Annotated in this window: 14 protein-coding genes and 1 pseudogene; 2 read left to right on the forward strand and 13 right to left on the reverse strand. The window is 66.8% G+C overall.

What is annotated here, in order from left to right; translation table 11 throughout:
* Positions 1-96: 96 nt before the first annotated feature.
* The 4 genes from CIC12_RS00155 to CIC12_RS33555 form a co-directional block, all read right to left on the reverse strand.
* On the reverse strand, positions 97-909 hold the full coding sequence (locus tag CIC12_RS00155; RefSeq protein WP_168661039.1) for an HAD family hydrolase: 813 nt from the start codon (positions 907-909) through the stop codon (positions 97-99).
* Between the two features lie 144 nt (positions 910-1,053).
* Positions 1,054-1,476, reverse strand: coding sequence for an ExbD/TolR family protein (locus CIC12_RS00160; protein ID WP_168661041.1), 423 nt, complete (start codon positions 1,474-1,476; stop codon positions 1,054-1,056).
* Positions 1,467-2,228, reverse strand: coding sequence for a MotA/TolQ/ExbB proton channel family protein (locus tag CIC12_RS00165; protein WP_168661043.1), 762 nt, complete (start codon positions 2,226-2,228; stop codon positions 1,467-1,469). Before CIC12_RS00165 ends, CIC12_RS00160 begins: the two co-directional genes overlap by 10 nt.
* 52 nt (positions 2,229-2,280) lie before the next feature.
* The gene (locus CIC12_RS33555) at positions 2,281-3,024 is read right to left on the reverse strand and encodes an energy transducer TonB (protein ID WP_274597533.1); all 744 of its coding nucleotides are present in this window, start codon (positions 3,022-3,024) and stop codon (positions 2,281-2,283) included.
* 304 nt (positions 3,025-3,328) lie between these two features.
* Between CIC12_RS33555 and CIC12_RS00175 the strand changes: the two genes are divergently transcribed.
* Together CIC12_RS00175 and CIC12_RS00180 are read left to right on the forward strand one after the other, a co-directional pair.
* Positions 3,329-4,435, forward strand: a complete 1,107-nt coding sequence (locus CIC12_RS00175; protein WP_168661047.1) for a YVTN family beta-propeller repeat protein — start codon at positions 3,329-3,331, stop codon at positions 4,433-4,435.
* Positions 4,436-4,724: 289 nt separating this feature from the next.
* Positions 4,725-5,786 (forward strand): ATP-binding protein, encoded by a 1,062-nt coding sequence (locus CIC12_RS00180; protein ID WP_168661049.1) that lies wholly within the window; start codon positions 4,725-4,727, stop codon positions 5,784-5,786.
* On the opposite strand, the gene CIC12_RS00185 is transcribed toward CIC12_RS00180, so the two are convergent.
* The 9 genes and pseudogenes from CIC12_RS00185 to CIC12_RS00225 all read right to left on the reverse strand — a co-directional run.
* The gene (locus tag CIC12_RS00185) at positions 5,756-6,418 is read right to left on the reverse strand and encodes a response regulator (RefSeq protein ID WP_168661051.1); all 663 of its coding nucleotides are present in this window, start codon (positions 6,416-6,418) and stop codon (positions 5,756-5,758) included. The two genes, CIC12_RS00180 and CIC12_RS00185, sit on opposite strands and share 31 nt — an antisense overlap.
* Complete coding sequence (gene pqqE / locus CIC12_RS00190) at positions 6,415-7,647, reverse strand: pyrroloquinoline quinone biosynthesis protein PqqE (RefSeq protein ID WP_168661053.1); 1,233 nt, start codon at positions 7,645-7,647, stop codon at positions 6,415-6,417. The genes CIC12_RS00185 and pqqE overlap by 4 nt, the downstream gene beginning before the upstream one ends.
* A gap of 4 nt (positions 7,648-7,651) precedes the next feature.
* Positions 7,652-7,942: a pyrroloquinoline quinone biosynthesis peptide chaperone PqqD gene (gene pqqD / locus CIC12_RS00195; protein WP_168661065.1), complete on the reverse strand. Its 291-nt coding sequence runs from the start codon at positions 7,940-7,942 to the stop codon at positions 7,652-7,654.
* A gap of 5 nt (positions 7,943-7,947) precedes the next feature.
* A complete protein-coding gene (pqqC, locus tag CIC12_RS00200) occupies positions 7,948-8,718 on the reverse strand; it encodes a pyrroloquinoline-quinone synthase PqqC (RefSeq protein ID WP_168661055.1) in 771 nt (256 codons plus the stop codon).
* Between the two features lie 60 nt (positions 8,719-8,778).
* Positions 8,779-9,717: a pyrroloquinoline quinone biosynthesis protein PqqB gene (gene pqqB / locus CIC12_RS00205; protein ID WP_168661057.1), complete on the reverse strand. Its 939-nt coding sequence runs from the start codon at positions 9,715-9,717 to the stop codon at positions 8,779-8,781.
* A complete protein-coding gene (locus CIC12_RS00210; protein ID WP_168661059.1) occupies positions 9,714-10,730 on the reverse strand; it encodes an alpha/beta fold hydrolase in 1,017 nt (338 codons plus the stop codon). The genes pqqB and CIC12_RS00210 overlap by 4 nt, the downstream gene beginning before the upstream one ends.
* Positions 10,727-11,305 (reverse strand): cytochrome b, encoded by a 579-nt coding sequence (locus CIC12_RS00215; RefSeq protein WP_168661061.1) that lies wholly within the window; start codon positions 11,303-11,305, stop codon positions 10,727-10,729. The genes CIC12_RS00210 and CIC12_RS00215 overlap by 4 nt, the downstream gene beginning before the upstream one ends.
* Before the next feature lie 76 nt (positions 11,306-11,381).
* A complete protein-coding gene (locus CIC12_RS00220) occupies positions 11,382-12,206 on the reverse strand; it encodes a formylmethanofuran dehydrogenase subunit C (RefSeq protein ID WP_168661063.1) in 825 nt (274 codons plus the stop codon).
* Positions 12,203-12,593 (reverse strand): annotated as a pseudogene (locus CIC12_RS00225) (formylmethanofuran--tetrahydromethanopterin N-formyltransferase); the annotation flags it as partial. The gene CIC12_RS00220 and the pseudogene CIC12_RS00225, both read right to left, overlap by 4 nt.

Below are 12,593 nucleotides of genomic sequence, written 5' to 3' on the forward strand. Positions count from 1 at the left end.
CCTTCAGCATGCGGCCAACGGCGGCGCCAATGTCCGGCGCGGTGTCGACCATCGTGCCGTCCAGATCGATCAGCACGGCCGGGCGCGAGGCGTCTATCATGGCGAACCCGCCGCAAATGCCGGCGCGCCCGGCGCCGCGAACGAAGCCGGCCCGGCGTGCGGCAGCGTACTCCGATGCCAGCGCCGTAGCGTCGCCAGGTCAACCCAGCGATGCGGTTCGCCGGGCATGGACTGAACGAGCGGCATCTGCGGATCACCGAGGTGCGGCAGAACGGCCAACGCACCGTCGAAGTTGTCCTGTGCCGTGTAGCCCGTCGGTGTGACGATGGTTGGGATACCTGCCGCGCGGGCCGCGAGCAGGCCGTTGCCGGAGTCTTCGAAGGCGAGACACGCTGTCGCGGGCAGATCGAGCTGTTCGAGCACGTGATGATAGACGTCGGGCGCGGGCTTCTTCGCGTGCGTGGTGGCGGCGTCGCCGATCGCCGCGAAGCGCGTGCGCCAGCCCACGCCAAAGTGGATTTGCAACAGGGCGTCGAGGTTGGCGGGCGTGGTGGTCGTCGCGATGGCGAGCCGGATGCCGTGCGCCTGCGCCTCGTCCATCAGACGCGCAATGCCGGGGCGCAGCGGCAGCCCGCCGCGTACGTGCCCGGTGTAACGGCGCGTCTTGAGCGCGTGGAGCGCCTCGACGGTCTCCCACGCTTTCGCGCCATCCGCTTCCTCGCGTTCGAGCGTGCGCCAGTAATGCAGCAGCCGCTCCTTGCCGCCCGCCACCTTGAGAAGGCGCATGTAGAGCGGCTCATCCCAGAACCAGTCGAGCCCGGCCTCCGCAAAAGCCGCATTGAAGGCCTGCAGATGAGCGGTCTCGGTGTCGGCGAGCGTGCCGTCGACGTCGAAGATAAGGGCTTGCATCGTCCGGTCCTCGTGATGGTGGTTGCCGTTCAGACACGCACCACGATAGCGGAGCCACGGGCCGATTCAAACTCAGAGATTCTTTCGCGTCAGATAAGCGGCGCTTTGACTGTCGACGCGCCGACGCGTACCTGGGGCGCCGCACTACGGCGTGGGTTTGGGCGTGGTGACGAAGCCCATCTTCGTCAAACCGCCAGCCTGAACAGCCGACATCACATCGGCGACCCGTTCATAGGGCACCTTGCGGTCGGCGCGCAAATGCAGTTCCGGCTGCGGCGTCGCGTGAGCGGCCTCGGCGATCCGCGCGCGCAAGCCGTCTTCGGTGACGGCCTGGCCGTCCCACAGGATCGCGCCGTGCGCATCCACCGCGACCTCTATGTGCGTGGCTTTGACCACGTCGGGCTGGCTGCTTGCGTGAGGCAGATCGATCCTCACCGCATGCTGCATCGCCGGAATGGTGACGAGAAAAATGATCAGCAGAACCAGCATGACGTCCACCAGCGGCGTCATGTTGATCTCGTTCATGAGGCCTTGCTCGTCATCGTCGGAGAAGGGGCTCATTGCCATCTGAAGTCTCCGTCACGGGGCGGGTTATTGTCGCGCGGCACCACCTGCATCTGCGTGCCGACGCTCGAGCGCAATTGCGAGCCGGTTACGAAGTACGCGTGCAGGCCGTGCGCGAAACGTTTCAGGCGCGCCACGATGGTGCGGTTGGCGCGATTCAGGCCGTTGTAGCCGAGCACGGCGGGAATCGCCACGAAGAGCCCGAACGCCGTCATGATCAGCGATTCGCCGACCGGGCCCGCCACGTGTTCGATCGAGGTCTGGCCGGTTTCGCCGATCACGATCAGTGCGTGATAGATGCCCCACACGGTGCCGAAAAGCCCGACGAAGGGCGCCGTGCTGCCGATCGATGCGAGGACCGCGAGCCCGCTCTGCAAGCGCGCGACCGTCTCGTCCATCGTGTCTTGCAGACGCCGCGTGATCCAGTCGGAGACGTCGATACGGTCCTGCAGATGCTGTTGCGTCTGGCGATGGTGCGTCGCCGCTTCGTGGCCCGAGAGCGCGAGCGCGAGCAACGGATTGCCGGACGACGCCAGGTCGGGGTAGCCGAGACTGCTCAAGCCGTCCTCGAAGCGGTCCGCGTTCCAGAACCGCGCGTCGTTCTGCCGGGTCACGCGCCTGAGCCGCAGCACCTGCCACAGCTTGACGATGATCACCGTCCACGACAGCACCGACATGATCACCAGCACGCTCAGAATGCAGCGTGTGACGACATCGCCGCTTTGCCAGACATTCGCGAGTCCGTAATGTTGCATGGCTATTTTCCTTTGGCCTGTAAGCGGGCGACGCAGTCAATCAGCGAGCCGGTCATTCGGTCAGTCCGAAGACGAACGATTGCGAATACGCCGCGCGAACCGCGGCGCCGTTTTCTCTGTACGGCTGGCAGGCGCTCGCATGGACGGCGGCGAGTGCGGCCTCGTCGAGCCGCGGATAGCCGCTGCTCCTTTGCAGTTGCGTCGTCTCGATACGGCCGGTGAGCCCCACGACGAATCGCACTATCGCGGTGCCGTTCTCGCCGCGCCGCATTGAAATGTCAGGATAGTCGGGCTTCGGGATCGCGCAATCGATATGCGCGACGTTTTTGGGCGTGGCCGACTCGGCGAGTGTAGGGTCGGTGGCGGGCGCGCTCCCGTTTGCGGGCGCTGTCGCGGGTGAGGGTGTCGGCACGGCGGGGGCCGGCTGGGCGGTGGCGGACGGCGCGGCGTCGTCGGTTGGCGCGAGCGGCGCACGAGGTGCGACAGGTGCGACAGGTGCGGGCGTTGCCGCTGCGCTGCGTGAGGCGCGCGATCGCGCTTGCGGCTGCAGCGGCACCTGCGGCAACGGTTTCGCTCGAACGGCAGGGCGCGCCGCAGACGGCGCTGCCGGCGGTACAGCAACCGGTGCGGCAGGCTTCGCAGGCTCAGCCGGTGGACTCAACAGCATGGCGGTGATCGTTACCGGTTCGATCGGCCGCTCGACCATTCTGTCGCGCGTCGACGCCGCCAGATACAGCAACAGCACATGCGCGCCGATCACCGCACCCAGCACGATCACCCCGCGACGAGATCGCATCGGCGGGATCGTGGGTTTTGCAGGGTTCGCCATGACAACTTGCAGCATCGCTCGCGGCCAGACAAGGGTTTCTTCGTTCGCGCAAATCGCAGCATCCGTGCGTTTCGGCACGGCTCGAACCCCAGGCCACCTCCACGTTCATTGTCCTCCCGCACCCGGGGTTTTAGAACCGGCGCCCGCCGCCGCGCGTCAATTCGGGAAATTCTCCCGTCCGATGCGCGTTGTCAAACAATCGCGCGGTGGGATACTTTGAATGGATGACGCGAGCTTTCGCGGCGCAGCGATCTCACCACGGAGTACAACAATGCTGGAGACACGGATTCCCAACCGGGCACCTCGCCGTTCCATCGCGCTGGCCGTCGTGTGCATGCTGGCCGTGAGCGCCGCGCATGCAGCCGCGCCGCTTGCCTACGTGACGAGCGAGAAGGCCGGCGTCGGCGTGATCGATCTCGATCAGATGACGCTGGCCAAAACGTTTCCGGTGGGCGCGGACGGCCCGCGTGGCCTGGGCCTGAACGCGGACGGCTCGCGTCTGATGGTCGCCAACAAGAACACCGGCGATCTGTCGGTGATCGACACGGCGTCGGGCAAGGTCCTCAGGCGCGTGAAGATCGGCAAGAATCCGGAGTATGTGCGGGTCCACAACGGCTATGTCTATGTGACGTACGAGCCCGGCGAGTCGGGCGGGCCGCCGCCGGCGCAAGCCGCGGCCAGACATGATGGCCCGCCGCCGGGCAAGCCCGCCAAGCCCGGCGCAGACGACGATGACGACAAAATTCCCGCCGAAATCGCGATCGTCGATATGAAAACGTGGCGCGTGATCCGCTCGGTGACGAGCGGTCATGAAACCGAAGGCATCGAATTCTCGCGCGACGGCCAGACGATGCTCGTCACCAATGAAGGCGACGACACCGTATCGGTCTATCACGTGCGCACGGGCGCGCCGCTGAAGACCGTGAAGCTGGCGGCGGGCGGCCGCCCGCGCGGCATCCGTCTGTCGCCCGACGGCAAGCACTATGTGGTCACGCTGGAGTCGCTCAGCAAGTTCGTCGTGATCGACGCGCACAGTCTCGAAGTGCTCAAGACCGTCGACACCAAACTGGGACCGTACGGCGTGGCGTTCGGCCCTGACGGCCAGCGGCTTTTCGTGGCGGCCTCGCGCGACAAGACGGTGCAGGTTTTCGACGGCCACACTTACGAACACGTCGCCGACGTGCCGGTCGGACAGCGCTGCTGGCACTTCAGCTTTACGCCCGACGGCTCGAAACTGATGGTCGCGTGCGGACGCTCCGATGCGGTCTATGTGCTCGATGCGAAGAGCTATCAGCCAATCAAGCAGATCGGCGAGTTGCCGCTCGCCTGGGGCATCGTCACGTATCCGCACAGCGACGGCTCGATCGAGTCGCGCTGAGCGATCCGCTCGCGCGCGGTGTCGCGCGGTGTCATTTGCGCGCTCCTTTGCACGCATAGCGCAGACCCACCCGGAAACCTCGCGGCGCACCCGCCCCTGCGAATTGCTCCTCGACCGGGTGCTGGCGCGCCCGTCGCGCTGCCCGTGCGTGCTGTCGGTGTGCATTGAAAGCCGCGCATGCGAGGGCTTCAAACGGCGCGGGAGCTTTTCCCGATCTGTCAGGCAAACGCGCCCAAAAGGCCCGCAAAAGTGCGCTGCGCACGATCGCGCTGGGTAGAATGCAGACGTCATGTCAAGCGAATCGGTCCACTCATCCTCCGCCGGCAGCCCGTCGCCAGTCTCGACAATCTGGCGCGATCTCGCCTGGGTGCTCGCCGTGACCGCGCTCGCCGGGATCCTGGCCGCCGCGTTCGATCTCAGCGAACGGGCCTACCGCTTCACCCGTGGCATGGAGCGCTTCCAGCTCGACGAATTGCCAACCACGTTGTGCGTCCTCAGCATCGGCCTTGCATGGTTCGCGTGGCGCCGCTACCGCGATGCGCGCCGCGAACTGTGCCGCCGCCGCGCGCTGGAGGAACAGGCCGAACGACTGCTCGCCGACAACCGGCGGCTCGCCAGTCAGGCGCTGCAGGCACAGGAGCTCGAGCGCCGTCATCTGGCGCGCGAACTGCACGATGAACTGGGCCAGTACCTGAACGCGATCGCACTCGACGCCGCACGTATCCGCGATCTGTCCAGCGGCCAGGACAACAGGCAAACCCGCGCGCAAACCCCTGCATTCCCCCGCGCCCACGACCCGGAGATCCATCGCGTCGCGCTCGGTCTGATCCAGAGTGCGAGCCACGTATACCGGCAGATCGGCGACATGATCCGCCGCCTGCGGCCCATCGGTCTGGACGAGTTCGGCTTGCCGAGCGCGCTCGAACATTGCATCGACGGCTGGCGCGAGCGGCTGCCCGATGCCTCGTTTTCCCTGACGGTCGAAGGGGATTACAGCGGCCTGAGCGACGCGTTGACCATCACGCTCTACCGCCTCGTGCAGGAGGGGCTGACGAACGTGTCGAAGTTCGCCCGCAGTTCACGCGTGGAGGTGTTCATGGTGCGCGCGCCGCGAGCGTCGCACAGCACGGACGGGAGCGACCCGCTGACTGACGAGATCGTCGTGACCATGGCCGACGACGGCCCCGGCACGGACCTCACGAAGCCGCGCGCCGGCCTCGGGCTGATCGGCATGCGCGAGCGCGTCGAAGCGCTCGGCGGCGAATTTCACGTGGCGAGCGAGCCGCAAGGCGGCTTTCTGTTCTGCGCGCGCATACCCGCTCATGCCGGGCTGGCCGAACCCGTGAACTGAAGTCCGAGCCGGCTCGCCATCTGCGCAAGCTGCACGCCATTGTCGGCGCCGAACTTCTGCCGGATCACGGATTGATGATTGGCCACCGTCTTCTGGCTCAACCCCAGCTTCTCGGCGATGCTCGGCAGCGTATAGCCCTGCACGAGCAGACGCAGCACCTCGAACTCGCGCGCCGACAACTGACGCCCGGGCGGCCCTTCGCTGAAGGCCGTGCGCATCGCGAGCGCCTGCGAGATGTCCGGGCTCAGATAGCCCGTGCGCCGCGCGACGGAGCGCACCGCTTCCACCAGCACGTCGGGCGCGCTGGCTTTCGTCACATAGCCGAGCGCGCCGGCATCGAGCGCGCGGCGCACGAAGATCGACTCTTCATGCACGCTGAAGATCAACACGCGCGCATCCGGCTCGCGCGCGAGCATGCGCCGCATCGCCTCGACGCCGCTCGCGCCGGGCAGCGATACGTCCATCACGACCACGTCGGGCTGCAATGCGCAAAAGCGCTGATAAGCCTGCGCGGCGTCGGCGGCCTCGCCGCACACGTGCACGTCGGAGTTCAGTTCGAGCAGACGCCGGTAGCCTTCGCGCACGACCGCATGGTCGTCGACGAGCAGGACGGAGATGGTTCCCGCAGTCATGGTTTTGCTCCGCTGCCGCCGGTGACGTCGGGCTCGCGGGCGGCGCTCGCGAGCTTGCGCGAATTGGCATCGTTACGGAAGAGGATCGGTTGCTCGCGCGGCGCGGCCGTTCCTGCAGAAGCGGAAGCCGACGCCGCGCGTTGCACGACTTTCACCACGGTCTCGTGAAACGGCGACTTGTCGCACACGGGATCGGCGTTGGCCGCGTCGCCGGTGAGCATATAGGCCTGGCAGCGGCAGCCACCGAGGTCGCGTTCCTTTTCTTCGCAACTGCGGCACGGCTCCTTGAGCCACTTCAAGCCACGGAACCGGTTGAACGCATCGCTCTCGTACCAGATCTCGCGCAACGATGTCTCTTTCACGTTCGGCAGCACGAGGCCGGGCAGCCCGCGCGCCGCGTGACAGGGGAGTGCTGCGCCGTCCGGCGCGACGCCGAGAAAGACCGCGCCCCAGCCGTTCATGCAGCGTTTGGGGCGGTTCTCGAAATAGTCGGGCACGACGAAGAAAATCTTGCAGCGCTCGCCATGCGTGCGGCGATAGCGCGCGACCACCGCCTCGGCCTCTTCGAGCTGCTCGCGCGTCGGCATCAACTGCGCCTCGTTCGCGTGTGCCCAACCGTAGTACTGCGTGTTCGCAAGCTCCAGGTATTCGGCGCCCATCGCCAGCGCCATCTCGATGATCTTGTCGACGTGCGGCAGGTTATAGCGATGCAGCACGCAGTTGAGCACCATCGGAAAGCCATGCTGTTTGATCGACGTGGCGACGCGCTGCTTCAGATCGAAAGTGCGTGTGCTGCTCAGGAAGTCGTTCAACTGTTGCGTCGAATCCTGAAACGACAACTGGATGTGGTCGAGCCCGGCCGCCTTCAGATCGTCGAGCCGTTTGTCGGTGAGGCCGACACCCGAGGTGATCAGATTCGTGTAGAAACCGAGTCTGTGCGCTTCCTCCACCAGCACTTCGACGTCATCGCGCACCAGCGGCTCGCCGCCGGAAAAGCCGAGCTGCACCGCGCCGAGCGCGCGCGCCTCGCGCAGCACGTCGATCCATTGCGCCGTGCTGAGTTCGCGGCTGTGGTCCGTATAGTCGAGCGGGTTGTAGCAGAACGCGCAGTGCAGCGGACAGCGATAGGTCAGCTCCGCGAGCAGCCAGAGCGGCGGCGGAACCGCGTCGGGGTTGTCGGGCTGTCGGCCGACGACGGGTTGAGCAACCGGATGCGATAGATCGGTCATCGCGCTACTCCAGCCAGCCGCGCGTATGCGCGTCGGCAATGAAGGCCCGCACCTCGGCGCCGAGCCCGGTGGTGTTGAACGCCTGCTCCAGTTCGGCGATCAGTGCGTCCATGTCGCGGGTGCCGTCGCAGCGCTTGAGGATTTCCCCGGCGCTTTGATTGAGCTTCACCATGCCCTCGGGATAGAGCAGCACGTGCGCGTTCTGCGCGGGTTCCCACTGCAGGCGGAAGGGCCTCGCGATCGTCAGCGGAAGGGCGGCTTCGGTGGCGCCGCCGGCGCGTGCGGGATCGTTCATGGCGTTCATTGCGGGAAGGCCTTTTCGATCGAGTCGAGCATGGTCCACAGAATGTCGAGCTTGAACTGCAGGATCTCGAGCGCCCGTTCCTGCTGATCGCGCCGCGTGAAATGCGTGAGCGTGACTTCGAGCCCGTGTTCGACGTCGCGCTGCGCGAGCGAAATGCGTGAGCGGAAATACGCGAGGCCCTCGGGTTCGATCCAGGGATAGCATTCCGGCCAGCTCGCGAGCCGGTCGCGATGAACCTGCGGCGCGAACATCTCCGTGAGCGACGAGCAGACCGATTCCTGCCACGGCGCGCGGCGCGCGAAATTCACGTAGGCGTCGACGGCGAAGCGCACACCGGGCGTCACATGTTCGAGCGACCAGAGTTCGTCACGCGACAGGCCCACTGCATCCGCGAGACGCGCCCAGGTTTCGATGCCGCCTTGCGCACCGTCATAGCCGTCGTGATCGAGAATGCGCAACACCCAGCGGCGGCGCGTCTCGCGATCCGGACAGTTCGACAGCACGGCTGCATCCTTCAGCGGAATGTTGATCTGATAGTAGAAGCGGTTCGCGACCCAGCCGCGAATCTGCTCGCGCGAGCAGCCGCCGCTATTCATTTTCACGTTGAACGGGTGGTGAATGTGATAGGCCGTGCCTTTCGCGCGCAATTGCGCCTCGAATTCCTCGCGGCTCCACGCGGGCGCGTCGGCGCCCGCGGTCCGCTGCGCACCCGTACCTGCACTCGCGTCGCGCAGCGGCGGCGTCTCATGAGTATCTTTCGCGTTCATACCGTCTCCGTGTTTTTATCGATTACAGCCGCGCCTCGTCACTGCTCCTTCATTCACGCTTCAAAGTTCGAACGTCATGCCGTCGTAAGCGACCTCGATGCCGTGCTCGGCGAGCACGCGCCGCTCGGGGCCGTCTTCGACCAGAATCGGGTTGGTGTTGTTGATATGGATGAGCACCTTGCGGACCTTGCGCGCATTGCCCCTGGGGTCCGCGTCGAGCGAATCCAGCGTGTCGATCATGCCGCCCGCGCCGGTCTGCGGCAGATGCCCCATGTCGGCGGCCGTCTTCTTCGACAGTCCGAGGCGGATCATTTCGTCGCCTGTCCATAGCGTGCCGTCCACCAGCAGCAGGTCCGCCTCGCGCATCGCGGCGAGCACGTGGTCTTCGATCGCGCCGAGTCCGGGTGCGTAGAACACGCGCTTGCCCGATTCCAGATGGGTCAGCATGAGCCCGATGTTGTCGCCCCGCTCGGGCGCGTCGCGATGCGGCGAGTAGGGCGGCGCCTTGCTCGACAGCGGCAGCGCGTCGATGCGCACGCCCTTCAACGCGTCGACGGCGAGCGGCGCGCCGTCGAGCGCAATGCGGCGATGCTCGACGCCGCAATAGTGCGAGAGGATCGGCGCGATCGGAAAGCCGGAACGCAGGTCTTGCCAGACGGCGTCGGTCGCGTAGAGCGGCAGCGGCGTATCGCGCTCGCGCAGCATCAGCAGGCCGGTGACGTGATCGATCTGCGCGTCGATCACGAGCACGGCGGCAATGCCGCTGTCGCGCGCGCGGCGAGCGGGCTGAAGCTCGGGATGCGCGGCGATTTGCGCGAGCAGATCGGGTGACGCATTGATGAGCAGCCAGTCCTCGCCGTTCGCGCTCACCGCAATCGACGACTGCGTGCGGCGCGTAGCCTTCAGCGTGCCGCGGCGCACGCCGTCGCAATTGCGGCAATTGCAGTTCCACTGCGGAAAACCGCCCCCCGCCGATGAGCCGAGCACCTTGATTTTCATGCAGCGTGGCGCAGGCTGCGCCCCTCCTGAACAGTTGGAATGAACATCGCGGCGAGCGTCTGCGCGACGCGTTCGTGAAGCGCGGGATCGCTCGCCAGATGACCCGCGTTGACGCACTCGACCTGCGCGGCGGGAACCGCGCGCGCGAGGCGCCGAAGGTTGGTCGCCGGACAGACCGGATCGCGCGAGCCGTGCACTGCGGCGAGCGGCACACCGGCCGACGCCGCACGACGCGCGAGCGACAGCAGCCGCGTTTCGCCGAGCCAGCAGTGATGCGCGAGATAGTGGCTCTGAATCCGGTATTTGCCGACCAGCTTGCGGGCGAGCCGTGGCGAGTGCCGCGTGCGAGGCTGCATTGCGCGGCGTGTGGCAGCGCTCGCCAGCACCTCGTTTTCATAGCCGCGCCACGCGAGCGCGAGCGCGCGTTGCCGCGTTCCGTTCGCACCGTATTGCAGTGCGGCCGCGCAACGGGCCGCCAGATCCACGGGCCGCTCGCATCCGGCCGCCGCCTGCAACCGCGACCACGTGAGCGGAGCGCGTCGACGGGACGTGACGAACAGACCACGAACTTCCCGTGCGGAGGTGAGGAAGAGGCCGCGCAGCACAACGCCCGTGACCGACTGCGGACGCTGCCCGGCATACGCAAGCGCGAGTGCCGCGCCCCACGATCCACCGAGCACGCCCCAGCGTGCGAAGCCGAGCCGCTCGCGGATCGCTTCGAGATCGTCGATCAGATAATCGGTGCGGTTGTGGCGGATGCTGCCATGCGGCGTCGATGCGCCGGTGCCGCGCTGATCGATCAGCACGACGCGAAAATGGTTCAGATCGAAGAGCCGCAGCGAGCCCGGCTGACTGCCGCTGCCGGGGCCGCCATGCAGTACCGCGACCGGCACGCCGTCGGCCGCGCCGGCCACCGCGAACCACACGCGATGACCGTCGCGCGTGCGCAGCGCACCGGCTTCGAGCGGCGGCAACGCTTGCCGCGCGGCGGGCTCCCTGCGGCGTATCGTCATGGCAGCATCCTCGCGAGCAGGTTGTCGCGGTCGATCCATTGATGCTTGAGCGCGCCCGCCACGTGCAGCACGATCAAAGCGATCAGCACATAGGCCATGACTTCATGAATGCCGAAGAAAAGCTCGCGCAGATGCGGATCCTCCCAGCCCCACTTCGGCAGCAGGAGGCCCCAGAATCGCGTCCCGAAACGGTTGAACGACGAGCCGAGATAGCCGGCCAGCGGCATCACGATCATGCCGACGTATAAAAGACCCTGCGTAATGCGCGCGGCGGCGCGTTGCCACGCTCGCATCGGCGGCAGAGGCGGCCGGTTGAAGGCCGCCAGCGCCACGATGCGCAGAAGCACCAGCAGGAAAACAGTCAGTCCGAGCGACTTGTGCAGGTTGATCAATGTCGCTTTGACCGGCAAACCCTTCGGCAATCCGACCATATAAAAGCCAACTGCCAGCAGGCCGAGGATGCCGAGCGCGATCAGCCAGTGCAGCGCGATCAGTACGCCCGCATAGCGCGGCCCGCGAGCGCCGGCCTCGATGCCGGGAGCCGGCTTCGCATCGGGCGAATGCGCTGTCCTCATGCCTGTCTCCTTCTTTGTCTGGCTGTTTCTTGCCAACACCGTTTCAGTCCGACCAACGCTCGCGCGGCCTCGCCAGTCAGCCGGCGATCAGTATTTCCCCTCTGCCGTCGACCGCCAGGTCACCGGTATAGCGAGCTGGCAGGCGCTCGGCGCGCCACTGCGAAAACGGCGCCATTTCGTTGGCGAGACTGCGCACGAGCAATGACCAGAATACGTCGAAACCGTGGCCGCCGCCGGTGAATGTCACCGGCAAAAGCGCGGGGCGCTGCGCAAGCAGCAGCGTGCCGCGCCTCATCCCATAGGCATAATGCGGGCCCAGACGGCCCGCCACGCCCACCGTCCCTGCGACCAGCCGCGAGACTGCGAATTCGCCCGCGTCGCCGCCGACCAGTACGAGGCCGCGGCGCATCCGGTCGGCGAGGCGCGCGCCCGCGTTGCCGCGAATCGTCAGCGTGCCGCCGCTCATGCCTTCCATGTCGCCCGGCAGCGCGCCGGCGATGAAGTCGCCGGCGTCGCCGTTGACCGTCAGCCGGCCGCCGCGCATCTCGCAGCCGGTGAAATGCCCGGCGTCGCCGTCGATCGCCAGCACGCCGCCTGACATTTGAAAACCGCTGTAGTCGCCTGCCGCTCCGTGCACGGCGAGGCGTCCGCCGTCCATCTGCGCGCCGAGCCGGTCGAGCCACGGGCCGGCGTCTTCGATGATCAACGCGGCAGTGTCCTCGGCCGTCTCATCGCGCGACACCTGGAACACGTCGCCGACCGCGCAGCACTCGTTGCCGGCGGGCAGCACGATGCGCTCGATGTCGGCCACGCTCAGTGCCGCCAGCGCCGTGGGCCGCAAAGCGGCGGCGTCGACGCGAAAACCGGGTGCGGACATCACGCGTAAAGTCGTCGTGCTCATGCGCGGCCTCCGTCGAGACCCGCCGCCAACTCATGCAGATGGAAGTGGTAGGGCCCGAGCTTGCCGCCATAGTTGCCCGCCGAAATGCGCAGCACGCCGCGCGCCCGACCCAACGCCGAGGCCGCGGCGATGCCGGCCGTCATCGCCGCGCCGACGTCGGCATCGGTGAGGCCGTCGATCACGATCTCCAGCACACAGCCCACCTCCGCGCTGAGTTCGCTGTGCGCTGACAAACCGGTCAGGCTCGGACAGAACGCATCGTTGGTCGAGGCGCTCGCGCCTTGGTAGCGCGAACCGACCTTCGAGCCCGAGCGCACGATGCCGCCGGGAAACGGCATGATCACGTTCGGCAAGCGCCGCATCGCCGCAACGGCGGCTTCGGCGGCG

It is taken from the genome of Paraburkholderia sp. SG-MS1 (assembly GCF_012275575.1).
Classification (GTDB): domain Bacteria; phylum Pseudomonadota; class Gammaproteobacteria; order Burkholderiales; family Burkholderiaceae; genus Paraburkholderia.

Coding starts and splice junctions, on each gene's coding strand:
- CIC12_RS00155 (WP_168661039.1), bottom strand. CDS start 909: ATGCAAGCCCTTATCTTCGACGTCGACGGCACGCTCGCCGACACCGAG.
- CIC12_RS00180 (WP_168661049.1), top strand. CDS start 4,725: ATGTCAAGCGAATCGGTCCACTCATCCTCCGCCGGCAGCCCGTCGCCA.
- pqqC (WP_168661055.1), bottom strand. CDS start 8,718: ATGAACGCGAAAGATACTCATGAGACGCCGCCGCTGCGCGACGCGAGT.
- CIC12_RS33555 (WP_274597533.1), bottom strand. CDS start 3,024: ATGCGATCTCGTCGCGGGGTGATCGTGCTGGGTGCGGTGATCGGCGCG.
- pqqE (WP_168661053.1), bottom strand. CDS start 7,647: ATGACCGATCTATCGCATCCGGTTGCTCAACCCGTCGTCGGCCGACAG.
- pqqD (WP_168661065.1), bottom strand. CDS start 7,942: ATGAACGATCCCGCACGCGCCGGCGGCGCCACCGAAGCCGCCCTTCCG.
- CIC12_RS00210 (WP_168661059.1), bottom strand. CDS start 10,730: ATGACGATACGCCGCAGGGAGCCCGCCGCGCGGCAAGCGTTGCCGCCG.
- CIC12_RS00160 (WP_168661041.1), bottom strand. CDS start 1,476: ATGGCAATGAGCCCCTTCTCCGACGATGACGAGCAAGGCCTCATGAAC.
- CIC12_RS00215 (WP_168661061.1), bottom strand. CDS start 11,305: ATGAGGACAGCGCATTCGCCCGATGCGAAGCCGGCTCCCGGCATCGAG.
- CIC12_RS00185 (WP_168661051.1), bottom strand. CDS start 6,418: ATGACTGCGGGAACCATCTCCGTCCTGCTCGTCGACGACCATGCGGTC.
- pqqB (WP_168661057.1), bottom strand. CDS start 9,717: ATGAAAATCAAGGTGCTCGGCTCATCGGCGGGGGGCGGTTTTCCGCAG.
- CIC12_RS00220 (WP_168661063.1), bottom strand. CDS start 12,206: ATGAGCACGACGACTTTACGCGTGATGTCCGCACCCGGTTTTCGCGTC.
- CIC12_RS00175 (WP_168661047.1), top strand. CDS start 3,329: ATGCTGGAGACACGGATTCCCAACCGGGCACCTCGCCGTTCCATCGCG.
- CIC12_RS00165 (WP_168661043.1), bottom strand. CDS start 2,228: ATGCAACATTACGGACTCGCGAATGTCTGGCAAAGCGGCGATGTCGTC.